The sequence below is a fragment of the Pseudomonas sp. DF11 genome (genome assembly GCF_058148565.1).
The window spans coordinates 117840-140671 of sequence record NZ_JBYVYN010000010.1 but is presented as its reverse complement, the minus strand read 5'-3'; the positions used below and the strand labels follow the sequence as shown (position 1 = coordinate 140671).

The window sequence follows — 22832 nt, the reverse complement described above, 5'->3', positions numbered from 1 at the left end:
CTCCCACAGATTTTTGCATTTCTTCAGGTCTTAGCTGGCGGTGCTGTGACGCCGCACGCCGCTTTCCACCGGTGGCAGATGCGCCGCCGTGCTGCCCGAGGCCTGGAACAACACCAGGTGTTCAGCCGCGACGCGGATGCCCACACTGGCCTCGACCTGATGGTCGGCATGGCTGGGGAAGATCGATTCCAACTGCGCGCCTGTCGGCAGTTGCAGGCGATACAAGGTTGAAGCACCCAGGAAGGTCTTGCCGACGATTTTGGCGGTGAGCGGGCTGTCCGGTGCGTAGACGATATCGTCCGGGCGCAGCAACACATCCACCGCACCGCCGATGGGCCAGGTGTAGGCTCGATTACCGCGCAGGGTGCCCAACTCGGTCTGCACCGATTCCGGGCTCTCGAGTCGGCCGCGAATGAAGTAGCCCTGGCCAATGAAACTGGCGACGAACGGTGTCAGTGGTTCGTGATACAGGTTGTAGGGCGTGTCCCATTGTTCCAGTCGACCTTCCTTGAATACCCCGACATGGTCACTCACGGCGAAGGCTTCTTCCTGGTCGTGGGTGACCAGGATCGCGCTGGTGCCGCGGGCCTTGAGAATGTCCCGCACTTCATGGCTGAGCTTGCGTCGCAGCTCGCCATCGAGGTTGGAAAACGGTTCATCGAGCAACAGCAGCTGTGGTGCTGGTGCCAGCGCGCGGGCCAGGGCCACGCGCTGTTGCTGGCCACCGGAAAGTTCATGGGGAAAACGCTTGCCCAGGTGCTTGAGGTTGACCAGTTCCAGCAGCTCTTCGACGACACGATCCTTGTCCGGATGCTTGCGAATGCCAAAGGCGATGTTCTCGGCCACGCTCAGGTGGGGAAACAGGGCGTAGTCCTGGAACACCATGCCGATGCGGCGTTTCTCCGGGGCGAGGGTGAAACCGGCGCGGGAAATGGTTTCCCCGGCCAGTTGGATTTCACCCTCATGGACCGGTTCGAAGCCGGCGATGGCGCGCAACGTCGTGGTCTTGCCGCACCCGGACGAGCCGAGCAGGCAACCGATATCACCGGCATTGAGGTGCAGGTTGAGGTTCTGGACCACCCGTTGGTCTTGATAACCGCAGGCCAGGTTGTGCAAGTTCAGCAGCAGGGGGTGACTCATGCGTGGTGATACGCCGGCTCGACCAGGAACTCGAGCAGGGCCTTTTGCGCATGGAGGCGGTTCTCTGCCTGGTCCCATGCCACCGAACGTGGATCATCCAGCAGGTCGAAGCTGATTTCCTCGCCACGGTGGGCGGGCAGGCAGTGCATGAACAACACGTCGGCATCCGCCAGGTCGAGCAGTGCCCGGTTGACCTGAAGCGGCGCGAACAGCTTGAGGCGCTTGGCGGTTTCTTCTTCCTGGCCCATGGAGGTCCAGACGTCGGTGCTCACCAGGTGCGCGCCGGCCACGGCCTGTTTCGGATCGCGGACGATGGACACCCGGTCCCCGGCCTTGGCGAGCAGCTCGGCACTGGGGTCATAACCTTCAGGGCAGGCAATGCGCAGCTGGAAGTCGAATTGAATCGCCGCTTCTATATAGCTGTTGCACATGTTGTTGCCGTCGCCGATCCAGGCCACGGTCTTGCCCTGGATCGATCCACGGTGTTCGAGGAAGGTCTGCATGTCGGCCAGTAACTGGCAGGGGTGCAGGTCATCGGACAGGCCATTGATGACGGGGACGCGGGAGTGGGCCGCGAACTCGGTCAGGGTGCTGTGGGCAAAGGTACGGATCATCACCGCATCCAACATGCTCGACATGACGATGGCGCAATCGCTGATGGGTTCGCCACGGCCCAACTGGGTGTCGCGCGGCGACAGGAAGATCGCCTGGCCGCCCAGTTGGATCATGCCGGCTTCGAAAGAGATGCGCGTGCGGGTCGATGACTTCTCGAAGATCATCCCCAACACACGGTTTTTCAAGGGCTCGAACAGTACGCCGCGGTTACGCAGGTCCTTGAGCTCCACGCCTCGACGGATCACGCCGAGCAACTCATCGGGCGTGAAATCCATCAGGGAGAGAAAGTGCCTTGCGCTCATGATTGACTACCTTTTTGTAACTGACCGCAGATGCTCAAAGCCTTGTTTATTCAAAAAACGGGCGAGACCTGCGGCAAAAGCCGCACGGGGCGACGAAATAGGGGAAGGCGCGATCTTATAATTAAATGTCGCGTCTTACCAATAGGGCTACGGTTTTTGGGGATTTCAGCGAGGCCATCGCAAGACTGCGATGGCGAATTTGTGGCCGGTTTCCTGACAGCAGCGACCCATTTGTACACTGGCGTTGCTCGGCTTGGCAATCAAGCGCGGCGGGCGCGTCATGGATGAGGGTCGGTTTGCGCCGTGGCATCCCATCTTTCGCCTGTCTGCCGCTGGTTGTGAAACATTTCCTAATGCAAAGGCCTGGGTTATAAATGAGCCACAGCGGCACAGGAGCCCGAAATGGATTCGAAAGAGCAACAATTGATGGAATTGCTGGGGCTGACTGCACGCTCGCTGACGCACCTGACGGCTTCGGTGACTTCGATGTCATTCGAATTGCTGCGCAGCGAGGACGAGGTGACCAAGGCCGCGGGTCGCCGGATGATCGACCGCATGGCCACTATCAGTAACGGGCTCGACGAGCATTGGCGGCTGATCGGCGAGCTGACAGGTGTGCCCATCGCCCAGGAGCAGGTGGAAACCGTCGAGGAAATCCAACTGCTGGCGCCGCCTTCCGAGCAGCCTTGACGCCAGGTCATCGGTGGGCCTGATGCCCGGCAATTCACAGGACGAACGTCGCTGGCGCAGCCGGGAATCACGCGCCATAGTTTTGTTCCCGCGGCCGAAAGCGCCCGCCACGAATAAAACAGAGACTGGCCATGACCAAGACTCTCCACCACCGTGCGTGCCATCTGTGTGAAGCCATCTGTGGCTTGACCCTCGAAACCACCGAGACCGACGGCCAGGGCCTGGCGATCACTTCGATCAAGGGCGATGCGCTGGACACCTTCAGCCGGGGCCACATCTGCCCCAAGGCGGTGGCCCTGCAAGATATCCAGAACGATCCGGATCGCCTGCGCCAGCCCATGCAGCGCATCGGCAATGAATGGCACCCCATCGCCTGGGACGATGCCTTCGCGTTGGTGGCCGAACGCCTGGCGGATATCCAGGCGCGCCACGGCCAGAACGCGGTGGCGGTCTACCAGGGCAATCCCAGTGTGCATAACTATGGGTTGATGACCCACAGCAACTATTTCCTGGGCCTGCTGAAAACCCGCAGCCGTTTCTCGGCGACCTCGGTGGACCAACTGCCCCATCACCTGACCAGTCACCTGATGTACGGTCACGGCCTGCTATTGCCTATTCCAGATATCGATCACACGGACTTCATGCTGATCCTGGGGGGCAATCCGCTGGCCTCAAACGGCAGCATCATGACCGTGCCGGACGTGGAAAAGCGCCTCAAGGCGATCCAGGCCCGTGGCGGCAAAGTGGTGGTGGTCGATCCGCGCCGCAGCGAAACGGCGGCCATTGCCAACCAGCACGTCTTCGTCCGTCCTGGCGGCGATGCCGCGTTGCTGTTTGGCTTGCTCAATACGTTGTTCAGCGAAAGCCTGACCCGTGACAGCCATTTGCCTGTGGATGGCCTGGACGAGGTCCGTGAGGCTGTCGCTACTTTTACGGCTGAAGCGATGAGCCCGCTCTGTGCGGTGCCTGCAGCGCAGATCCGTCAACTGGCCCGGGACTTTGCCGCTGCACCCTCAGCGGTGTGTTACGGGCGTATGGGGGTTTCGACCCAGGCGTTCGGCACGCTGTGCCATTGGCTGATCCAGGTGATCAACCTGGTCACCGGCAATCTCGATCGGGTTGGCGGAGCGCTGTGCACTGAGCCGGCGGTGGATCTGGTGGCCACCACTTCGGGCGGGCATTTCAACCGTTGGCAGAGCCGGGTGTCCGGGCGTCCCGAGTATGCCGGGGAGTTGCCGGTGTCGACCCTGGCCGAGGAAATGCTCACCGAGGGCGAAGGCCAGGTTCGTGCGCTGGTCACCGTGGCTGGCAACCCGGTGCTGTCTACGCCTAACGGGCGGCAACTGGAGCAGGCCCTGGACGGGCTGGAGTTCATGGTCAGCGTCGATTTGTACATCAACGAGACCACGCGCTACGCCGACCTGATCCTGCCCTCGACCTCAGCCCTGGAAAACGATCATTACGACACCACGTTCAACCTGTTCGCGGTGCGCAACGTGACCCGTTTCAACCGGGCCATCCTGCCCAAGCCGGAAGGGGCACTGCATGACTGGGAGATTTTTGTCGGCCTGGCCAAGGCCTTCGCCGCCCGAACCGGCAAGGAACTCAAGCCGACCATGCCGCCGGCGCAAATGATCGATCTAGGTCTGCGGGCCGGGGCGTATGGCGATGCTTCGCCACACAAACTGTCCCTGGCGACCTTGTTCGACCATCCCCACGGTATTGACCTCGGCGCTCTGAAGCCCAACCTGGCCCCACGCTTGAAAACCGAAAACCAACGAGTGCAAGCCGCCCCGGCGGTGATACTCGCCGACCTGGCGCGTTTTGCCGCGCTGCAGGCTCCAGCGGCGGATGAGTTGCTGATGATTGGTCGCCGCCATGTGCGCAGCAATAATTCCTGGATGCACAATTTCCATCGGCTGGTGAAGGGCAAGCCGCGTCATCAATTGCTGATGCATCCGGATGACCTCGCCAGTCGCGGTCTGGTCGACGGGCAGCGGGTGAAGGTCAGTTCGCGGGTGGGTATGATCGAAGTCGAGGTGCAGGGCAGCCTGGACATGATGAAAGGCGTAGTCAGTTTGCCCCACGGCTGGGGCCATGCCCGGCCGGGCGTGCAGATGACCATCGCCAGCGGTCAGCCGGGCTCCAGCGCCAATGACCTGACCGACGATTGCCAGCTCGATGAGTTGTCCGGCAACGCGGCGCTCAACGGTGTACCGGTAAAGGTGGCGGCTGCGTAAAATTGACTCTGAGCAGCACGTTCTGCTTTCCGTTACAATGCGCCACCGTGTCGACAACTGAAGTCGCAAAGTTTAAGCCGAGGTGCTCCGTGGATATCATCGAAACGATTAAAGACCAGATTGCCAACAACACCGTCCTGCTTTACATGAAAGGCTCGCCGAACGCGCCACAGTGCGGTTTCTCGGCCAAGGCTGCTCAGGCCGTGATGGCGTGTGGCGAGAAGTTTGCCTACGTGGACATCCTGCAGAACCCGGAAATCCGCGCCAACCTGCCCAAGTACGCCAACTGGCCAACGTTCCCGCAATTGTGGGTGGCTGGTGAGCTGATCGGTGGTAGCGACATCATGATCGAGATGGCTGCCGACGGCTCGCTGCAGAGCACGATCAAGCAAGCGGTCGAAAAAGCGGCGGCGAACAAGGCCGAAGCCTGATCCATGGAAGTCGGTTCACCACACCGGTTGTGATGAACACGAAACCTTGTGGGAGCGAGCCTGCTCGCGATAGCGGTGTGTCAGTCAGCAGTTTTTTACCTGAACCACCGCTATCGCGAGCAGGCTCGCTCCCACAGTGGTTTTGGGTAGGCCTGGAATCCAGGCAATAAAAAGCCCCGCCTCTCGAAAGAGGGCGGGGCTTTTCAATGGCTTGCGTTCGGGGAAGCTTACTCTTCACCCATCTGCGATTGCAGGTAGTTCTCAAGACCAACTTTGTCGATCAGGCCCAGCTGGGTTTCCAGCCAGTCGATGTGCTCTTCCTCGGATTCGAGAATGTCCTCGAGCAGTTCACGGCTGCCGAAGTCGCCAACGCTTTCGCAATGGGCGATGGCAATCTTCAGATCCTTGTGGCCTTCGCGCTCGATTTTCAGGTCGCACTCGAGCATTTCCTTGGTGTGTTCGCCGATGTGCAGCTTGCCCAATTCCTGAACGTTAGGCAGGCCTTCGAGGAACAGGATGCGCTTGATCAGCTTGTCCGCGTGTTTCATCTCGTCGATGGACTCGTGGTACTCGTGCTTGCCCAGCTTGTTCAGGCCCCAATCCTCGTACATGCGCGCATGCAGGAAGTACTGATTGATCGCGACCAGCTCATTGCCGAGGATCTTGTTGAGATGCTGGATGACTGTAATGTCGCCTTTCATGATGAGACCTGCCCTGTAATAGCCGTATATAGGGCAGAGTTTGAGCTGCACATTTACGGGTGTCAAACCTAAGTTATTGAATAATAAATGAAAATTAATCGGAATAAGAATGTTTGTGTTCCGCGTCTGGACGCTAAGCAATTGATTTACAGGCATAAAAAAACCGGACATGGAGTCCGGTTCCTTGAAAACTGTTTTTTTACGCGGCGGTAAATTCTACCGGGTAGGGGATCGAGGCCTGTACCGTTTGTACTTTGGCGAGGGTTTCGCGAACCACTTCCTTGGCCAGGCACGCACATTTACCGCATTGGCTGGCTACGCCGGTGGCTTGACGGACTTCGCGATAGCTGCAGCAACCTTCGTAGATCGCTTCGCGGATTTGCCCGTCGGTGACGCCAGTGCAGAGGCATACATACATAAGTTAGAACCGTCGCTGGTTGTGACTCAATTGAGACGGATCTTAATGTTAACGAGAATGATTGTCAAAGTGGTTTCTGAAAACCTTGTGCCAGAGCGGCGCCTGACTGACGAACGGTTTTGCCCTCGGTCCGTGGGGTGTCATGAAATGCTACAGCGATTTTTCAATACCGCCGAAAAACCGTTGAAGACAGTCCAAATTCGCGGTGTATGATGATCGGCCCTTGCAAGCGGGTTCGTGTCACAGGGCTGTCGCCTGAGGGTGGCAGGCTGGCCCGGACCTTGTTTTCACGTTATTACACCAGGAGATATCCAATGAGCGTACTCGTAGGCAAACAAGCCCCTGACTTCACCGTTCCGGCCGTGCTCGGCAACGGCGAAATCGTCGACAGCTTCACCCTGTCCTCGGCCATCAAAGGCAAATACGGCCTGGTGTTCTTCTATCCGCTGGACTTCACCTTCGTCTGCCCGTCCGAGCTGATCGCACTGGATCACCGCATGGACGACTTCAAGGCTCGCAACGTCGAAGTGGTCGCCGTTTCGATCGACTCGCACTTCACCCACAACGCCTGGCGCAACACCCCGATCAACAATGGCGGTATCGGCCAGGTGAAATACACCATGGCTGCCGACATGAAGCACGAAATCGCCAAGGCCTACGACGTTGAGTCCGAAGGCGGCGTGGCTTTCCGTGGCGCGTTCCTGATCGACGACAAAGGCGTTGTCCGTTCGCAGATCATCAACGACCTGCCGCTGGGCCGTAACATGGAAGAGCTGATCCGTCTGGTCGACGCGCTGCAATTCCACGAAGAGCACGGCGAAGTGTGCCCGGCCAACTGGAAGAAAGGCGACAAGGGCATGACCGCTTCTACAGAAGGCGTAGCTGCTTACCTGAGCGAGAACAGCGACAAGCTGTAAGCGTACCCAGGCATAAAAAAACCGGCCCTCGATGGGCCGGTTTTTTTATGGGCGGTTCAAGCCGGTGAACCTGTAGGACACAAGACTGTGGCGAGGGGATTTATCCCCGCTGGACTGCGCAGCAGTCCCAAAAGATCAGCTTGATGCAGCGAGGTGGCTGGTTTGGGGCCGCTTCGCGCCCCAACGGGGATAAATCCCCTCGCCACAAAGAGCTAAACCTGACCCTATGTCAGTCGTCGAAATCCTGCCAACCACCCATCTGCTTCCAGCGATTGACGATGCCGCAGAACAGCTCGGCCGTCTTCTCGGTGTCATAGCGGGCCGAGTGGGCTTCGCGGCCATCGAAATCAATGTCGGCCGCCTGGCACGCCTTGGCCAGGACGGTCTGGCCGTATGCCAGGCCAGCCAGGGTCGCGGTGTCGAAGCTGGAGAACGGGTGGAACGGATTGCGCTTCATGTCCAGGCGCGCGACAGCGGCGTTGAGGAAGCCCAGGTCGAAGCTGCTGTTGTGGCCGACCAGGATCGCTCGCTTGCAGCCGTTGGCTTTCAGCGCCTTGCGTACGCCACGGAAGATGTCGGTCAGGGCGGTCTCTTCACTCACGGCCATGCGCAATGGGTGATCGAGCTTGATCCCGGTGAACTCCAGGGCCGCCGCTTCGATGTTGGCGCCTTCGAACGGTTCGACGCGGAAGAAATAGGTGTGGTCAGGGAACACGAAGCCTTTTTCGTCCATGCCAATGGTGGTCGCGGCGATTTCCAGCAAGGCGTCGGTGGCGGAGTTGAAGCCGCCGGTTTCTACGTCGACGACGACCGGCAGATAACCCCGGAAACGGGCTGCCATGGGATGACGGGCGCCGCCCGAACCACCGTTGCCGTCCAGTTCGTCGTCGAAATGATCTTCACTCACGCATTTTCCTCCAGCAGGCGCCAGCGCAGTTTTTCACCGGCGCGCAGCGGGATGACAGTCAGCTCGCCGAAAGGCAGGCTGGCGGGGGCGGTCCATTCGTCGCGGACCAGGGTAATACTGTCGGTGTTCACCGGCAGGCCATAGAAACGCGGGCCATGCAGGCTGGCGAAGCCTTCGAGCTTGTCCAGCGCGTCGCGCTGTTCGAACGCCTCGGCGTACATCTCGATGGCGGCATAGGCGGTGTAGCAACCGGCGCAACCGCAGGCCGCTTCCTTGGCATGACGGGCGTGGGGCGCCGAATCCGTGCCGAGGAAAAACTTGGTGCTGCCGCTGGTGGCGGCGTCGAGCAAGGCTTCCTGGTGGGTATTGCGCTTGAGGATCGGCAGGCAATAGAAGTGCGGCCGGATCCCGCCCACCAGCATGTGGTTGCGGTTGTACAGCAGGTGATGGGCAGTAATGGTCGCGCCGACGTTGGCCGGGGCCTCGTTGACGAACTGCACGGCATCGCCGGTGGTGATGTGTTCGAACACCACCTTGAGGGTCGGGAAGCGCTCCACGACGCGGCGCATGTGCTCGTCGATGAAGATTTTCTCGCGGTCGAACACGTCGACATCGCCCCGGGTGACTTCACCGTGGATCAACAGCGGCATGCCGACTTCGGCCATGGCCTCCAGCGCCGGGAAGATCTTGTCGATGCTGGTGACACCGGAATCGGAGTTGGTGGTCGCGCCGGCAGGGTACAGCTTGGCGGCGTGGACGAAGCCGCTGGCCTTGGCGTCGCGAATCTCTTCGGGCTGGGTGCGGTCGGTGAGGTACAGCACCATCAGCGGTTCGAAGCGGCTGCCAGCCGGGCGTGCGGCGAGGATGCGCTGGCGATAGCCGTCGGCCTCGGCGGCGTTGCGCACGGGCGGAACCAGGTTAGGCATGATGATTGCGCGCCCGAAGGTGCGCGCGACATCGGCGACGGTATGGGTCAACACAGCACCATCGCGAAGATGAATATGCCAGTCGTCGGGACGCAGCAGGGTCAGGCGGTCAGACATTGGGGGGCTTCCAGGCGGGTCAAACTCTGGGGAATGCTACCGGAAAAGACCGATTCAGGCACCCGCTATCAAGTTCTGCCACAACTTACCGATAGCTCCTACAGGTGTGCCACGAATCCGTGCAGTGCCCCGGACAAGCGTCATGCCCCAGGCATGCGTCGATCTTTGTATAAAAGTCAGTGGAGCCTCCCGTGCGCCAGCGTTATCTAGCCTTGCTCAGTGTGTTTGCCAGCCTTCCCGCCATGGCGCTCACTTTCCAGACCCGTCTGGAGAGCATTGAGTGGACGGTCGAAGGCGACAAGTTCGAGTGCCGGCTGAGCCAGCCGATCACCGATTTCGGCAGCGGCGAGTTCGTGCGTCGGGCGGGCGAGCAGGCCACCTTCCGCCTCAAGGCCTATAACCCGATGCTTGGTGGCGGTTCGGCAACCTTGCTGGCGGCCGCCGCCCCGTGGCAACCGGGGCGGGGCGATATCAACCTGGGTTCGGTCAGGATCGGCAGCGGCGATGTGCTGTTCAACAGCTCCCAGGTCCAGGCCGGCCGTTTGATCAGTGGCCTGATGGAGGGTCGCAGCCCCGTGGTGCGCCGCAACACCGAGGACGGGCGAGTCTCGGAAGTGCGCCTGCTGCCGGTGCGTTTCAGCAAGGCCTTCAATGACTATCAAGGTTGCGTGGCGAAACTGTTGCCAAAGAATTTCGAGCAGGTGAAACAGACGCAGATCGGCTTCCCCGGCGAAGAAGTCGAGCTCGATGCCCATGCCAAGGCACAGTTGCAGGTGATGCTCGACTTCATCAAGGCCGATCCAAGCGTCAATCATGTCGAGCTTGATGGCCACTCCGACAACAGCGGCAATCGCCTGACCAATCGTGAGCTGTCGCGCCGCCGGGCCCTGGCGGTCCAGGACTTCTTCAAGGCCAATGGTTTCCAGGAGTCGCAGATCACCGTGCGTTTCCATGGCGAGCGTTATCCGCTGGTACCCAATACCAACGCCGCCAACCGCGCCAAGAACCGTCGTGTGGTCGTGCGCCTGGAGCGCGTAGCGCCGACTGAAGCCCCGGCACCCCAGGCACCGGCGGCGCAGCCAACGACCCCTGCGACGCCTGCCAAGGTTCCGGCGCCCGCTGCCGCACCGGCCAAGGCACCGACTCCGGCGACTGCGCGCACGTCCTGATTCGATCTTGACCGTCGCGCGTTCGACATAATCTGTCGCTTCGTCGTCATAAGCTGTCGCGCCCCTGTAAATTATCCGCATTGGACGTTAAACTTCCCGGCTTTCCGTACAACCCGTGGAGTGATGGCATGGCGGACGTAAACAAGGTCGTTCTGGCGTATTCCGGCGGCCTGGACACTTCGGTGATCCTCAAGTGGCTGCAGGACACTTATAACTGCGAAGTGGTGACCTTCACCGCTGACCTGGGACAGGGCGAAGAAGTCGAGCCTGCACGCGCCAAGGCTCAGGCCATGGGCGTCAAAGAGATCTATATCGATGACTTGCGCGAAGAATTCGTCCGTGACTTCGTGTTCCCGATGTTCCGCGCCAACACTGTTTACGAAGGCGAGTACCTGTTGGGTACTTCCATCGCCCGTCCGTTGATCGCCAAGCGCCTGATCGAAATCGCCAACGAAACCGGTGCCGATGCCATTTCCCACGGCGCCACCGGCAAAGGCAACGACCAGGTTCGTTTCGAACTGGGTGCCTATGCCCTCAAGCCTGGCGTGAAAGTCATCGCGCCATGGCGTGAGTGGGACTTGCTGTCCCGTGAAAAACTGATGGACTACGCCGAGAAGCACGCGATTCCGATCGAGCGCCACGGCAAGAAGAAATCCCCGTACTCGATGGACGCCAACCTGCTGCACATCTCCTATGAAGGCGGCGTGCTGGAAGACACCTGGACCGAGCACGAAGAAGACATGTGGCGCTGGACCGTCTCCCCGGAGAAGGCTCCCGATACCCCGCAGTACCTGGAATTGACCTATCGCAACGGCGATATCGTCGCACTGGACGGCGTCGAGATGACCCCGGCCACCGTGCTGGCGACCCTGAACCGCATCGGTGGTGAACACGGTATCGGTCGCCTGGACATCGTCGAGAACCGCTATGTGGGCATGAAGTCCCGTGGCTGCTACGAAACCCCCGGCGGCACCATCATGCTGCGCGCCCACCGGGCGATCGAATCGATCACCCTGGACCGCGAAGTGGCTCACCTCAAAGACGAGTTGATGCCCAAGTATGCCAGCCTGATCTATACCGGCTACTGGTGGAGCCCTGAACGTCTGATGCTGCAACAGATGATCGACGCCTCCCAGACCAACGTGAACGGTGTCGTGCGCCTGAAGTTGTACAAGGGCAACGTGATCGTGACCGGGCGCAAGTCCGACGACTCGCTGTTCGATGCCAACATCGCGACCTTCGAAGAAGACGGCGGTGCCTACAACCAGGCCGACGCGGCCGGCTTCATCAAGCTCAACGCCCTGCGCATGCGCATCGCGGCGAACAAGGGTCGCAAGCTGTTCTGACCCTGGCGATAAGAAAGCGGCCTGCAATCAGCAGGCCGTTTTTTTTTGCCCCTTTTTTGCGTTTGCGTACACGGCCTGTGCCGCCCTCGATCGCTCATTCATCCTGCCCATGCGCTGTCAGGTCTGTGTTGCTGTAGATGACGTACACGACGATGCCGGTGTGCTTCAAACGTCTTGATCGACAAGTCTCCGCCAGGGGCTCTGACTGGCCGCACAGGATACAAGGGGGGGCTGGTTCGCGCCTGCGTCGATGAAGGCGTTTCAGCAGCTCTTTGATTTTATCCGCCCGACGTAGCAGTCGTTTACGCCGGCAGGGCGAGTCAAGCATGGTCTTTAAGAAATGTTTGTTCTTGCGAAAATCCGAGGGTGAATACAGGGAGCGATAATTGAAGTTGAGCGTGATGAAAAAAAGCAGCAATAGATAAAAAGGAAAGCTGATCAGGAACCAGAGGTAATACTCACGATCCTGGTCATCCAGGAACGGCAGGGAAATCGCCGCGGAAGTTTCGGACAAAGTTGCGAATATGGCGATGAGGGTCATGGGGTTGGTTATGGTCTTCGAAGGTTTGTTCATGGTTAATGCTCATGGAATATTTATGCTCGGTGAATAGATTGGAAAGTGATTATTAACATATAGGCGTAATCGCAGTGGCTGCCGATGATGAATGTCGGGTGCCAGGCTATTTTATATATGAATTTTTCTTCCCGAAGTGAGTGGGAGGCGGTTTTAACAGTAGATAATTCAGTTACTCTTTATGAGTGAAATGCTTTTTAATGGACTGTCCGACGGTGGGCGTCACGGTAAAAGAGCGCATTGTTCACAGGGTTGCCGGATTGTTAAGAAAGCTCCTTTCTTCTCTGTAGAAAAATTCATGACACATTTTTTCCTGGGTAATTTGTAGGATTTTTCTGTATAGCTTGTAGGTTCTGTCTCTCGGTGCGAGCGTTCAGGGGGGGGCGGCATGCCAAGGTAGAAATGACTAGGCTATTGTGCGTGCTCTAAAAATTCGAACAGCGAAGTTGGATTTGCCCATGAATAAAGTGCTGATCGTGGATGATCATCCCGTCATTCGTCTTGCTGTACGTTTGCTGATGGAGCGTCATGGTTATGAAGTCGTTGCCGAAACCGATAATGGCGTCGATGCGTTACAACTTGCTCGCGAACTTATGCCCGATATCGTCATTCTCGATATCGGTATTCCGAAGCTGGACGGGTTGGAAGTCATTGCCCGTCTGACGGCCATTCCTTCGTCGATGAAGGTGCTGGTGCTGACTTCCCAGGCACCGGGACATTTTTCGATGCGCTGCATGCAGACGGGGGCGGCCGGGTATGTATGCAAGCAACAGGATCTTACTGAGTTACTGAGTGCAATCAAGGCAGTACTGTCCGGTTACAGTTACTTCCCCAACCAGGCATTGCATACGGTTCGGTCGAGTCTGGGCAATGCCAGTGAGTCGGATATGGTCGACCGATTATCGGGGCGGGAAATGATGGTCTTGCAACAACTGGCGCGCGGTAAGACCAACAAGGAAATCGCCGATGGAATGTTCTTGAGCAACAAGACCGTCAGTACCTACAAGACGCGCTTGTTGTTGAAGCTCAATGCCCGTTCCCTGGTCGACCTGATCGAACTGGCGCAGCGTAATGGGTTGGTGTGAGTTTTCGGTCACGCGTACTCAGTAAAAAGCCTCCATCAGGGAGGCTTTTACGTGTCAGAGGTCAAAGTCGTAATCGGCCAATTGCTTCTGCAGACGGCGCTCTTCCAGCAGGTTATCAATGGTGCGGCGCTTGCTCAGGTTGGTTTTCGCCACTTCCACGACCACAGGTTCAACGTCGTCGGCCTCAACGGCGATGAATTCGTCTTCTACATCCAGTTGTTCTTTGCCAGTACTCATGGGTTCGACTCCAGGCTAAGACTGCCATTGGCGCTCCTTATATCGATAAACCACGGGCGGGTAAAAAAGATTTTTTCAATCGGTTGCTCGATAAAAGCAATAGCGCCTCAATCGTCGGAGGTCTTGTGCTTGTATTCGCATAAATCTTCGATTCGGCAACTGCCACAGCGGGGCTTGCGCGCCAGGCAGACGTAGCGTCCGTGAAGGATGAGCCAGTGATGGGAGTCCAGCAGGAATTCCTTGGGAACGAATTTCATCAGTTTCTTCTCGACTTCCACCACGTTTTTGCCAGGGGCCAGCCCGGTGCGGTTGCTGACGCGGAAAATGTGGGTGTCGACCGCCATGGTCAACTGCCGAAATGCGGTGTTGAGTACGACGTTGGCGGTTTTGCGGCCCACGCCCGGAAGGGCTTCCAGCGCTTCACGGGTCTGCGGGACCTCACTGCCGTGGCGCTCGATCAGCAGGCGGCAAGTCTCTATCACGTTTTTGGCCTTGCTGTTGAACAGCCCGATGGTCTTGATGTACTCGGACAGCCCCTCGACGCCCAGGGCATAGATCGCCTCTGGCGTATTGGCCACCGGGAAAAGTTTGGCCGTGGCTTTGTTAACGCCGACGTCGGTGGACTGGGCCGAGAGGATGACCGCAATCAGCAGTTCGAACGGCGAGGAATAGGCCAGTTCGGTCTTTGGTTCCGGGTTGTCCTCGTGCAAGCGACGAAATATTTCCAGGCGTTTTGCGGCGTTCATGGGCGCGGCGTTTCCTCGATAGTTGAAGGGAGGGTGGCAGCCGTCCAAGCCTGTCGGGCCGCCAACAGCAGCCCAAGCAGAATGAACCCGCCTGGGGCGAGCAGGGCCAGGGGAAGGCTGCTGCCGATCAGCCCGCGCGTGATGCCCAGACTGATCATCAAGAGACCAAACAGCCCAGCCAGCTTGAGGCGTCCGGGCCAGCGAGATTCAACGAAAAACCCCTCATGCTCCAGCGCCACACAGCTCAGGGCGATCCAGCCAATGTAAAGGCTCAATGGACGGTACAGTTCCAGCGCCCAGGCCTGGACGACAAAGCCCATGCAGGTGGTCAGGGTCGCGGCCAGCACGATGGAGGCGAGCAGCCGTTGATGGGTTGTCAGGCGCTGCCGGACAAGCCCCATCGCCAAACCATGGCAGAAGAGAATCAAGGCCCAGGCCAGCCACAACCCCAGCGCGCCGACCAGCGAATGACTCGCGCCGATCAATGGGACGAGCAGTAGGCCGTGTGTCAGTCCCCATGGCTTATTCATTCGCCGCCACCCCCGTCAGCTGAGGCTTGTGCTCATCGAAGTAACGCAGTGCATCGTGAACAGCCTGCAGGACTGCCCGGGATGTCACTGTCGCGCCTGCCAGTTGATCGAACTGTCCCTGGTCCTTTTTCAAGGCCCAGCCGCTGTCGTCAGGCGCCTGGCGTGATTTGCCGGTGAAGATCTGCAACCAGGCGTTCGGCCAGCCGGCAATCGCCGCGCCCAACCCGGGTGTCTCGGATTGGCGCAGGGTCTTGACGCCCAGCAACCGGCCCTGTGGATCGATGGCGATCAGCAATTCGATGCTGCCTTCATAGCCCTGCGCCTGGCTACGCAGCAGCACGGCGCTGGGCTGGCCGCTGCGGGTCGCCAGGTAGCCGCCCAGCAGCGTGCTGTGGGCCAGGGAAGTCGGGGCTGTCATGACAGGTTGCGCCAACGGCTGATTGTCATAACGGTCAGTGGGCAGCACCTCGAGCAAGGTTCTGTTCGCCAGCGCTTGCCGCTGCGCCTCGATGCGCCCGGCTGTGCCGAGGTGAGTGAGGTAAGTGGCACCGATACCCAGGCCGATCAACAGGATCAGGATCGCCACGCCGCCGGGACTCTTCATGTCAGTGGCCGCCGTTGTCGCGCTTCGGCAAACCGGTCCAGTGCCGGCACACCGAGGTTCATCAGCAATACCGCGAACGCCACGCCGTCCGGGTAGCCTCCCCAGGTGCGGATCAGATAGACCAACAACCCCATACCTGCGCCAAACAGCAGGCGGGCGAGAGGGGCCTTGGCCCCCGAGACCGGTTCGGTCGCGATAAAAAACGCGCCGAGCATGGTTGCGCCGGTGAACAGATGAAACAGCGGCGAGCCATGGGAGTCGGAGCCCGAACCGTTCCAGCACAATAGGCTGACGATGGACAGGCTCGCCAGCATGCCCACCGGGGCGTGCCAACTGAACACCCGTTGTTGCAGTAGAAACAGACCTCCCGCCAGGAAGGCCAGGTTGACCCATTCGACACCACGGCCACCGAAACGCCCGAAGGCCGGATCGTTGGCGAACAGTTCATCGATGGTCAGGCTCGTGTTGGTCCGCAGGTTGTCCAGCGCGGTTGCCCCGGCCCAGGCATCGGGCGTCGAGTGAGTGCCGAATACCTGCTGCAAGCCTTCAAGCAGGCCCATGCCGTGGAGCGCTGGCCATTGACTCATATGGGAAGGAAACGCCACCAGCACCAACGCGTACCCGAGCATCGCCGGGTTGAACGGGTTGCTGCCGACGCCGCCCCACAGGTGCTTGCCGAACAGCAAGGCGCAGGTGGCCGCGGTGACGGTCAGCCACCAGGGGCAATAGGCCGGCAAGGCCAGGGCCAGCAGTGTGGCGCTGACCAGCGCGCTGCCATCGTTCAGTTCAGGTTTGAAGGGCTTGGCCCGTAAACGCAGCACCAACGCTTCGACTGCCAGCGCGGTGAGGCCGGACAACAGCAGGTTGAGCAGCACGCCCCAGCCGTGGAACCACAGCAACGCCAGCAGGCCGGGCAGTGTCGCCAGCAACACGCGCGTCATCGCTTGCCGCAGCCGTTCGTCCTCGGGCTCAGGAAGCGGCATGGGCGTCCACCTGGCGTTCGGCATCCTTCACCGCTTGTTCCAATGCCTGCAGTTGCTCATCCGATGTCGTCGCCGCCCGGGCTTTGCTGAGCTCGGCACGGCACATCGCCAGTTGGATCTTGGCTCGCTTCAGCTCGGCGTTGTTCGCCGGAGCAGGAGTTGGAGCGGTCGCGGGTGCGGCGTTTTCCAGTTGGCTCAGGGCCTGCTCGGCCGCTTCGAACTGGCGTTGCAGCACGATCAGTTGCGACTGTTGCTCGAAGGTTGGTGGATGGCCGAACGCTTTCAAGGATTTGTTCAACTGCGCCCGGCTCATGGCCAGGTCGACCTTGGCTTTTTTCAAGGCGGCATCGGCGCTGGCGGCTTTTTGCGCGCGCACGCGTTCCAGTGCGGCTTGTACGGGGTCGGGTGCCTGGCCCGGTTCCTGGGATTGAGTCTGGGCCTGAGCCGCGCGTTGGGTGCGAGCCAGGCGTTCGGCCTGGCGCTGCTCTTCTTCGCGGCGCAGGCGCGCATTGCGTTGTTCGAAGCGGCGCCGGGCGTGGTTGCGTTTGGCGGTCCGCGCCTGTTGCTCTGCGGCGCTGAAGGCCAGGCCGCCAACGATCGGCAGGACGGTCGACGTCGGCAGAGGGCGCATTTCAATGCAATCGACCGGACAGGGCGCCACGCAAAGATCGCAACCTGTGCATTCATCGATGAGGACGGTGTGCATCAGCTTGGCCGCGCCGACAATCGCGTCCACCGGACAGGCCTGGATGCACTTGGTACAACCGATGCACTCGGCTTCCCGGATAAAGGCAATCTGCGCCGGGGCGCTGCCGCGGCTGGTGTCCAGCTCCAATACCGGCACGTTCATCAGCTCGGCCAGGGCGGCGATGGTCTCGCGCCCGCCGGGCGGGCATTTATTGATCGGCTCGCCCTGGGCAATGCCTTCGGCGTAGGGCTTGCACCCGGGGTGGCCGCACTTGCCGCATTGAGTCTGCGGCAGCAAGGCGTCGATACGTTGAATCAGGCTCATGTTTTGACCAGCCCGCGCAATCCGAGAAAGGCCACCGCCATCAGTCCGGCGCTGATCAACTGAATCGGCAGGCCTCGAAAGGGCAAGGGAATATCATTATTGAAGGCGCGTTGGCGCAAATCATCGAACAGGCTCAGCACCAGCCAGAATCCCAGGCCGGCGCCCAGGCTCGTGGCGATGGCATTGCCCAGGCCCCGATCGTCCTCGCTGTTGAGTAGCGTGAGGCCGAGAATGCCGGCATTTGCGAGCAACAGTGGCCACAGCCCCTCGAACGGCAATGCCGGCAGCCAGCGCGCCAGCCAGTGCAGCAATGGACCGATCAACAGCAGGCTCAAGGGCAGCCAGACAAACAGGCGCAGCGAAGTCAGGTTTGCCGGGACCAGCAGCCAGTGGTCCAGCACATAGCCCAAGGTGCCAACCATCAGCATCAGGCACGCCGTCGTCAGGCCCAGGGCGTGAACTTGTCTTCTACCCCTGGCCGCCAGCAGCGGATCGACGCCCAGCGGCCAATGCAACACGAGGTTGTTGATCAGGGCGGCGCTGAACAATGTGAGGACAATTTCGGTCATGGGCGTGCCGGCGACAAAGGGCCTGTTACAAGATTAGGCATTATCCGGCACGCCGGGAGAGCGGGCCAGATATGAAAATCCCACAGCCACCTGCGAGGCGACTGTGGGATCGGTGCAACAAGCGGTCGTGTTACTTGATCCGCTGGCCTGGCTTGGCGCCGCTGTCGGGGCTCAGCAGGTAGATTTCCTCGCCGCCGGGGCCCGCCGCCATCACCATGCCTTCAGAGATGCCGAAGCGCATTTTGCGTGGCTTGAGGTTGGCGATCATCATCGTCAAACGGCCTTCGAGCTTGGCCGGGTCCGGGTAGGCGCTCTTGATGCCGGAGAACACGTTGCGTTGCTCGTCGCCAATGTCCAGGGTCAGGCGCAGCAGTTTGTCGGCACCTTCCACGGCTTCAGCCTTGACGATCAAGGCCACGCGCAGGTCAATGGCGGCGAAGGCGTCGAAGTCGATTTCCGGCGACAGCGGATCCTTGGCCAGTTCGCCGTTCCCGACCGGCGCGCCGGTGTCGGTCTGGCTGGCGGCCAGGTCTTCCTTGGAGGCGTCGATCATGGCTTGCACCTTGGCGGAGTCGATGCGGGTCATCAACGGCTTGAACTCGTTCAGTTGATGGTTGCTCAACAGGGTCTGGTGGTCGTTCCAGGTCAGGGGTGCAACGTTCAGGAACGCTTCGGCATCGGCGGCCAGCAACGGCAGCACCGGCTTGAGGAAGATCACCAGCTGGCGGAACAGGTTGATGCCCAGGGCGCAGATGGCCTGGACTTCGTCCTGCTTGCCTTCCTGCTTGGCCAGCGACCATGGGGCCTTGTCGGCGATCCAGGCATTGGCACGGTCGGCCAGGGCCATGATTTCGCGCATGGCCCGGGCAAAGTCGCGGCTCTCGTAGGCCTCGGCGATGCTTGGCGCCGCCGCCAGGAAGGCGTCGGTCAGTTCCGGCGCGGCGTTACCGGCGACCAGGACTCCGGCGTTGCCCTTGTGGATGAACCCGGCGCAACGGCTGGCGATGTTGACGACCTTGCCCACCAGGTCGGAGTTGACCTTCTGCACGAAGTCTTCGAGGTTCAGGTCCAGGTCGTCGACGCCGCGGCCGAGCTTGGCTGCGTAGTAGTAGCGCAGGTATTCCGGGGACAGATGGTCCAGGTAGGTCCGCGCCTTGATGAAGGTGCCGCGGGACTTGGACATCTTCTGGCCATTGACGGTCAGGTAGCCGTGGACGTTGATGCCGGTCGGCTTGCGGAAACCGGCGCCTTCGAGCATGGCGGGCCAGAACAGCGCGTGGAAATTGACGATGTCCTTGCCGATGAAGTGATACACCTCGGCCGTGGAGTCCTTGCCCCAGAACGCGTCGAAGTCCAGCCCCGGCGTGCGGTCGCAAAGGTTCTTGAAACTCGCCATGTAGCCGATGGGCGCATCCAGCCACACGTAGAAATACTTGCCGGGCTCGCCGGGGATTTCGAAGCCGAAGTACGGCGCATCGCGGGAAATGTCCCACTCTTGCAGGCCGGAGTCGAGCCATTCGGCGAGCTTATTGGCCACCGCGTCGTGCAACGTGCCGCTGCGGGTCCAGGTTTGCAGCATCTCTTGGAAGTCCGGCAGCTTGAAGAAGAAGTGCTGGGAGTCCTTGAGCACCGGCGTCGCCCCGGAAATCGCCGATTTCGGGTCCTTCAGGTCGGTCGGTGCGTAAGTGGCGCCGCATTTTTCGCAGTTATCGCCGTACTGGTCCTCGGTGCCACATTTCGGGCAAGTGCCCTTGATGAAGCGGTCGGCCAGGAACATTTTCTTTTCCGGGTCGAAATACTGGGTGATCGAACGGGTGGCGATGTGCCCGGCGTCACGCAGCTTCAGGTAGATCTGGCTCGACAGCTCACGGTTTTCTTCGGCGTGAGTGGAGTGGAAGTTGTCGAAGTCCACCAGGAACTCGGCAAAGTCGGCGCTGTGTTCAGCCTGGACGTTGGCGATCAGTTGTTCCGGGGTGATGCCTTCCTTTTCCGCGCGCAGCATGATGGCCGAACCGTGGGCGTCGTCGGCGCAGACATAGATGCACTGGTTGCCGCGATGTTTCTGGAAGCGCGTCCACATATCGGTCTGGATGTATTCCAGCATATGGCCGAGGTGAATCGAACCATTGGCATAGGGCAGGGCGCTGGTGACGAGAATCTTGCGTGGCTCGGACATGGGGCTCGGCTACTTGATGAAACGGAGGTCGGCCACTATAAAGCGCTGGGAAATATATTTCACCCCACTGGCCTGTTTCCGGATGCGTTGATGGGAGCGGTATAGACACAACCTGTGGCGAGGGGATTTATCCCCGCTGGACTGCGCAGCAGTCCCAAAACATTCGAACCTGACCAGTCTGATTCACCGAAGCGCCAGGTTTTGGGGTCGCTTCGCAACCCAGCGGGGATAAATCCCCTCGCCACAAAAGGTGTTCGCACCGCGGTAATCGGATCGCCACAACAGCATGCGCGGCGTAGGATAGCGGCCTGTTTTCAAGTCTTGCTATCGGAGTTGCCCATGAGCGCCGTCAATCGCGCAGCGGTGGAAGCCGTCCTTCGCCAGTACACCGACCCCTACCTGAACCAGGACCCGGTCAGCGCCGGATGCGTGCGCACCATCGACATCCAGGGTGATCGCGTCAGCGTCCAGCTGGAAATCGGCTACGCCGCCGATCTGTTCAAGAGCGGTTGGGCGCAAATGCTGCAGATGGCGATCGAGTCCCTGGACGGTGTAGCCAGCGCCAAAGTCGACATCACCAGCGTGATCTCCGCCCACAAGGCCCAGGCGCAGGTACCGGGGCTGGCGAACGTCAAGAACGTGATCGCCGTGGCCTCGGGCAAGGGCGGCGTGGGCAAGTCCACCACCGCCGCCAACCTGGCCCTGGCCTTGGCCCGTGAAGGAGCCAAGGTCGGGATTCTCGACGCGGATATTTACGGCCCGAGCCAGGGCATCATGTTCGGCGTGGCCGAGGGCACCCGGCCCCAGGTCAAGGACCAGAAGTGGTTCGTGCCGATCCAGTCCCATGGCGTGGAAGTCATGTCCATGGCTTTCCTGACCGACGACAACACGCCGATGGTCTGGCGCGGGCCGATGGTTTCCGGTGCCCTGCTGCAACTGGTGACGCAAACCGCCTGGGGCGACCTGGATTACCTGGTGATCGACATGCCGCCAGGCACTGGCGATATCCAGCTGACCCTGGCGCAGAAAGTCCCGGTGGCCGGTGCGGTGATCGTCACCACCCCTCAAGACCTGGCCCTGCTGGACGCGCGCAAAGGCGTGGAAATGTTCCGCAAAGTGAACATCCCGGTGCTGGGCGTGGTGGAAAACATGGCCGTGCACATCTGCTCGAACTGCGGGCATGCCGAGCATCTGTTCGGCGAAGGTGGCGGGGAAAAACTGGCGAGCCAGTACGGCGTCGAACTGCTGGCTTCGCTGCCACTGTCGATGCTGATCCGCGAACAGGCCGACGGCGGCAAGCCCACGGTCATCGCCGAGCCGGACAGCCAGATCGCCATGGTCTATCAGGAACTGGCCCGCCATGTGGGCGCGCGGATCGTGTTGCAAGAGGCCGCATCGCCGGCGATGCCGAACATCACTGTCAGCGACGATTGATGCTGCACAGCAATTTGAGCAGCTAACCAGGCTGCTCCTTTGAAATGCAATCCCTTGTGGGAGCGAGCCTGCTCGCGATAGCGATATATCAGCCACATCAAGGCTGACTGACCTGACGCGATCGCGAGCAGGCTCGCTCCCACATTGATTGTGTGCAGGTTCTTAGATCCGCAACCCGCCATCCATTTCCAGGATCCGACCGGTGTAGTAGTCGTTCTCAAAGATGTACGCCGCCGAATGGGCAATCTCCTCGGGTTTGCCCATGCGCTTGAGCGGAATCCCCGAGGTCATTTTTTCCAGGGCCTCGGGCTTCATGCCCAGGGTCATCTCGGTTTCGATGAAGCCCGGGGCGATGCCGGCGACACGGATGCCGTAGCGTGCCAGTTCCTTGGCCCAGGTCACGGTGGCGGCGGCCACACCGGCCTTGGCGGCCGAATAGTTGGTCTGGCCGACATTGCCGGCGCGGGAAATCGACGAGATATTGATGATGGCGCCGCTGTTCTTGAGTTCGACCATCTTCGCCGCCACTTCACGGGTGCACAGGAATACACCGGTGAGGTTGACGTCGATCACGGCCTGCCACTGGGCCAGGCTCATCTTGGTCATTTCGCCGTCCTTGACCTTGATCAGCAGGCCGTCGCGCAGGATCCCGGCGTTGTTGATCAGGCCGTGGATCGCGCCGAAATCCTCGGCTACCCGAGCGACCATGTCGGTCACTTGTTCTTCATTGGCGACGTTGCACAGGTAGGCACGCGCCTCGACACCTTTGGCTGTGCAGGCGGCAACGGCCTGGTCGAGTTTTTCCTGGTTGAGGTCCACCAAGGCGAGTTTCGCGCCTTTACTCGCCAGATACTCGGCCATGGAGCGGCCCAAACCCTGGCAACCGCCGGTGATAATGATTACTTTGTCGGTGAGTTGCATTCTCATGTCCAGATGGCGCAGCGGTGAAGGGGACCTTTTGGG

Annotated in this window: 23 protein-coding genes and 1 pseudogene; 8 read left to right on the top strand and 16 right to left on the bottom strand. The window is 60.2% G+C overall.

Annotated elements, in window-relative coordinates; translation table 11 throughout:
* Positions 1–30 precede the first annotated feature (30 nt).
* Both AC30D9_RS25165 and argF read right to left on the bottom strand, forming a co-directional pair.
* Positions 31–1140 (bottom strand): ABC transporter ATP-binding protein, encoded by a 1110-nt coding sequence (locus AC30D9_RS25165; RefSeq protein ID WP_307575516.1) that lies wholly within the window; start codon positions 1138–1140, stop codon positions 31–33.
* Complete coding sequence (argF, locus tag AC30D9_RS25160) at positions 1137–2057, bottom strand: ornithine carbamoyltransferase (protein WP_134925537.1); 921 nt, start codon at positions 2055–2057, stop codon at positions 1137–1139. Before argF ends, AC30D9_RS25165 begins: the two co-directional genes overlap by 4 nt.
* 402 nt (positions 2058–2459) lie before the next feature.
* On the opposite strand from argF, the gene AC30D9_RS25155 reads away from it, so the two are divergent.
* The 3 genes from AC30D9_RS25155 (at position 2460) to grxD (ending at position 5418) form a co-directional block, all read left to right on the top strand.
* Entirely contained in the window at positions 2460–2747 is a 288-nt protein-coding gene (locus AC30D9_RS25155; protein WP_134925536.1) for a hypothetical protein, read from the top strand.
* Positions 2748–2878: 131 nt separating this feature from the next.
* On the top strand, positions 2879–4987 hold the full coding sequence (locus AC30D9_RS25150; RefSeq protein ID WP_490145086.1) for a molybdopterin oxidoreductase family protein: 2109 nt from the start codon (positions 2879–2881) through the stop codon (positions 4985–4987).
* A gap of 89 nt (positions 4988–5076) precedes the next feature.
* On the top strand, positions 5077–5418 hold the full coding sequence (gene grxD, locus AC30D9_RS25145; RefSeq protein WP_134925534.1) for a Grx4 family monothiol glutaredoxin: 342 nt from the start codon (positions 5077–5079) through the stop codon (positions 5416–5418).
* A 227-nt stretch (positions 5419–5645) separates the two neighbouring features.
* Here the strand turns inward: grxD and bfr are convergent, their stop codons facing one another.
* Both bfr and AC30D9_RS25135 read right to left on the bottom strand, forming a co-directional pair.
* The gene (bfr, locus tag AC30D9_RS25140) at positions 5646–6119 is read right to left on the bottom strand and encodes a bacterioferritin (RefSeq protein WP_490145085.1); all 474 of its coding nucleotides are present in this window, start codon (positions 6117–6119) and stop codon (positions 5646–5648) included.
* Positions 6120–6318: 199 nt separating this feature from the next.
* Entirely contained in the window at positions 6319–6537 is a 219-nt protein-coding gene (locus AC30D9_RS25135; protein WP_490145084.1) for a bacterioferritin-associated ferredoxin, read from the bottom strand.
* 314 nt (positions 6538–6851) lie between these two features.
* On the opposite strand from AC30D9_RS25135, the gene AC30D9_RS25130 reads away from it, so the two are divergent.
* Positions 6852–7454 carry a peroxiredoxin gene (locus AC30D9_RS25130; protein WP_134925531.1) on the top strand — a complete coding sequence of 201 codons (603 nt, stop codon included), beginning with the start codon at positions 6852–6854 and terminating at the stop codon, positions 7452–7454.
* Positions 7455–7683: 229 nt separating this feature from the next.
* On the opposite strand, the gene rnt is transcribed toward AC30D9_RS25130, so the two are convergent.
* The gene (rnt, locus tag AC30D9_RS25125; protein ID WP_109753844.1) at positions 7684–8361 is read right to left on the bottom strand and encodes a ribonuclease T; all 678 of its coding nucleotides are present in this window, start codon (positions 8359–8361) and stop codon (positions 7684–7686) included.
* Positions 8358–9404 (bottom strand): dihydroorotase, encoded by a 1047-nt coding sequence (gene pyrC, locus AC30D9_RS25120; protein WP_307575508.1) that lies wholly within the window; start codon positions 9402–9404, stop codon positions 8358–8360. The genes rnt and pyrC overlap by 4 nt, the downstream gene beginning before the upstream one ends.
* Positions 9405–9595: 191 nt before the next feature.
* Here pyrC and AC30D9_RS25115 point away from each other — a divergent pair, with 191 nt between their 5' ends.
* A complete protein-coding gene (locus tag AC30D9_RS25115) occupies positions 9596–10573 on the top strand; it encodes a flagellar protein MotY (RefSeq protein ID WP_307575507.1) in 978 nt (325 codons plus the stop codon).
* Between the two features lie 128 nt (positions 10574–10701).
* Positions 10702–11919 carry an argininosuccinate synthase gene (locus tag AC30D9_RS25110; RefSeq protein WP_134925528.1) on the top strand — a complete coding sequence of 406 codons (1218 nt, stop codon included), beginning with the start codon at positions 10702–10704 and terminating at the stop codon, positions 11917–11919.
* A 325-nt stretch (positions 11920–12244) separates the two neighbouring features.
* Here the strand turns inward: AC30D9_RS25110 and AC30D9_RS25105 are convergent.
* Positions 12245–12493 (bottom strand): annotated as a pseudogene (locus AC30D9_RS25105) (hypothetical protein); the annotation flags it as partial.
* A 458-nt stretch (positions 12494–12951) separates the two neighbouring features.
* On the opposite strand from AC30D9_RS25105, the gene AC30D9_RS25100 reads away from it, so the two are divergent.
* The gene (locus tag AC30D9_RS25100; protein ID WP_053124532.1) at positions 12952–13578 is read left to right on the top strand and encodes a response regulator transcription factor; all 627 of its coding nucleotides are present in this window, start codon (positions 12952–12954) and stop codon (positions 13576–13578) included.
* Between the two features lie 54 nt (positions 13579–13632).
* Here AC30D9_RS25100 and AC30D9_RS25095 read toward each other — a convergent pair whose 3' ends face one another.
* From AC30D9_RS25095 to metG, 8 genes are all read right to left on the bottom strand, one after another.
* The gene (locus AC30D9_RS25095; protein ID WP_109753849.1) at positions 13633–13815 is read right to left on the bottom strand and encodes a PA3496 family putative envelope integrity protein; all 183 of its coding nucleotides are present in this window, start codon (positions 13813–13815) and stop codon (positions 13633–13635) included.
* A 107-nt stretch (positions 13816–13922) separates the two neighbouring features.
* Positions 13923–14561 (bottom strand): endonuclease III, encoded by a 639-nt coding sequence (nth, locus tag AC30D9_RS25090; RefSeq protein WP_003204935.1) that lies wholly within the window; start codon positions 14559–14561, stop codon positions 13923–13925.
* The gene (locus AC30D9_RS25085; protein ID WP_490145083.1) at positions 14558–15091 is read right to left on the bottom strand and encodes an Rnf-Nqr domain containing protein; all 534 of its coding nucleotides are present in this window, start codon (positions 15089–15091) and stop codon (positions 14558–14560) included. The genes nth and AC30D9_RS25085 overlap by 4 nt, the downstream gene beginning before the upstream one ends.
* Positions 15084–15695 (bottom strand): RnfABCDGE type electron transport complex subunit G, encoded by a 612-nt coding sequence (locus AC30D9_RS25080; protein WP_490145082.1) that lies wholly within the window; start codon positions 15693–15695, stop codon positions 15084–15086. The genes AC30D9_RS25085 and AC30D9_RS25080 overlap by 8 nt, the downstream gene beginning before the upstream one ends.
* Positions 15692–16678: an RnfABCDGE type electron transport complex subunit D gene (locus tag AC30D9_RS25075; RefSeq protein ID WP_307575499.1), complete on the bottom strand. Its 987-nt coding sequence runs from the start codon at positions 16676–16678 to the stop codon at positions 15692–15694. The genes AC30D9_RS25080 and AC30D9_RS25075 overlap by 4 nt, the downstream gene beginning before the upstream one ends.
* Complete coding sequence (rsxB, locus tag AC30D9_RS25070; protein WP_490145081.1) at positions 16665–17690, bottom strand: electron transport complex subunit RsxB; 1026 nt, start codon at positions 17688–17690, stop codon at positions 16665–16667. Before rsxB ends, AC30D9_RS25075 begins: the two co-directional genes overlap by 14 nt.
* Positions 17687–18259 (bottom strand): Rnf-Nqr domain containing protein, encoded by a 573-nt coding sequence (locus AC30D9_RS25065; RefSeq protein ID WP_490145080.1) that lies wholly within the window; start codon positions 18257–18259, stop codon positions 17687–17689. Before AC30D9_RS25065 ends, rsxB begins: the two co-directional genes overlap by 4 nt.
* Before the next feature lie 130 nt (positions 18260–18389).
* Positions 18390–20435: a methionine--tRNA ligase gene (gene metG, locus AC30D9_RS25060; protein WP_307575492.1), complete on the bottom strand. Its 2046-nt coding sequence runs from the start codon at positions 20433–20435 to the stop codon at positions 18390–18392.
* Positions 20436–20774: 339 nt separating this feature from the next.
* Between metG and apbC the strand changes: the two genes are divergently transcribed.
* Positions 20775–21869, top strand: a complete 1095-nt coding sequence (apbC, locus tag AC30D9_RS25055; protein ID WP_490145079.1) for an iron-sulfur cluster carrier protein ApbC — start codon at positions 20775–20777, stop codon at positions 21867–21869.
* Between the two features lie 162 nt (positions 21870–22031).
* On the opposite strand, the gene AC30D9_RS25050 is transcribed toward apbC, so the two are convergent.
* On the bottom strand, positions 22032–22790 hold the full coding sequence (locus AC30D9_RS25050) for an SDR family oxidoreductase (RefSeq protein ID WP_134925521.1): 759 nt from the start codon (positions 22788–22790) through the stop codon (positions 22032–22034).
* Positions 22791–22832: the final 42 nt, after the last annotated feature.

What these genes read in the sequence shown, in the direction of transcription:
- AC30D9_RS25165 (WP_307575516.1), bottom strand. Translation starts at nt 1,140, where the DNA reads ATGAGTCACCCCCTGCTGCTGAACTTGCACAACCTGGCCTGCGGTTAT.
- argF (WP_134925537.1), bottom strand. Translation starts at nt 2,057, where the DNA reads ATGAGCGCAAGGCACTTTCTCTCCCTGATGGATTTCACGCCCGATGAG.
- AC30D9_RS25155 (WP_134925536.1), top strand. Translation starts at nt 2,460, where the DNA reads ATGGATTCGAAAGAGCAACAATTGATGGAATTGCTGGGGCTGACTGCA.
- AC30D9_RS25150 (WP_490145086.1), top strand. Translation starts at nt 2,879, where the DNA reads ATGACCAAGACTCTCCACCACCGTGCGTGCCATCTGTGTGAAGCCATC.
- bfr (WP_490145085.1), bottom strand. Translation starts at nt 6,119, where the DNA reads ATGAAAGGCGACATTACAGTCATCCAGCATCTCAACAAGATCCTCGGC.
- AC30D9_RS25135 (WP_490145084.1), bottom strand. Translation starts at nt 6,537, where the DNA reads ATGTATGTATGCCTCTGCACTGGCGTCACCGACGGGCAAATCCGCGAA.
- AC30D9_RS25130 (WP_134925531.1), top strand. Translation starts at nt 6,852, where the DNA reads ATGAGCGTACTCGTAGGCAAACAAGCCCCTGACTTCACCGTTCCGGCC.
- pyrC (WP_307575508.1), bottom strand. Translation starts at nt 9,404, where the DNA reads ATGTCTGACCGCCTGACCCTGCTGCGTCCCGACGACTGGCATATTCAT.
- AC30D9_RS25110 (WP_134925528.1), top strand. Translation starts at nt 10,702, where the DNA reads ATGGCGGACGTAAACAAGGTCGTTCTGGCGTATTCCGGCGGCCTGGAC.
- AC30D9_RS25100 (WP_053124532.1), top strand. Translation starts at nt 12,952, where the DNA reads ATGAATAAAGTGCTGATCGTGGATGATCATCCCGTCATTCGTCTTGCT.
- AC30D9_RS25095 (WP_109753849.1), bottom strand. Translation starts at nt 13,815, where the DNA reads ATGAGTACTGGCAAAGAACAACTGGATGTAGAAGACGAATTCATCGCC.
- nth (WP_003204935.1), bottom strand. Translation starts at nt 14,561, where the DNA reads ATGAACGCCGCAAAACGCCTGGAAATATTTCGTCGCTTGCACGAGGAC.
- AC30D9_RS25085 (WP_490145083.1), bottom strand. Translation starts at nt 15,091, where the DNA reads ATGAATAAGCCATGGGGACTGACACACGGCCTACTGCTCGTCCCATTG.
- AC30D9_RS25080 (WP_490145082.1), bottom strand. Translation starts at nt 15,695, where the DNA reads ATGAAGAGTCCCGGCGGCGTGGCGATCCTGATCCTGTTGATCGGCCTG.
- AC30D9_RS25075 (WP_307575499.1), bottom strand. Translation starts at nt 16,678, where the DNA reads ATGCCGCTTCCTGAGCCCGAGGACGAACGGCTGCGGCAAGCGATGACG.
- rsxB (WP_490145081.1), bottom strand. Translation starts at nt 17,690, where the DNA reads ATGAGCCTGATTCAACGTATCGACGCCTTGCTGCCGCAGACTCAATGC.
- AC30D9_RS25065 (WP_490145080.1), bottom strand. Translation starts at nt 18,259, where the DNA reads ATGACCGAAATTGTCCTCACATTGTTCAGCGCCGCCCTGATCAACAAC.
- metG (WP_307575492.1), bottom strand. Translation starts at nt 20,435, where the DNA reads ATGTCCGAGCCACGCAAGATTCTCGTCACCAGCGCCCTGCCCTATGCC.
- apbC (WP_490145079.1), top strand. Translation starts at nt 20,775, where the DNA reads ATGAGCGCCGTCAATCGCGCAGCGGTGGAAGCCGTCCTTCGCCAGTAC.
- AC30D9_RS25050 (WP_134925521.1), bottom strand. Translation starts at nt 22,790, where the DNA reads ATGCAACTCACCGACAAAGTAATCATTATCACCGGCGGTTGCCAGGGT.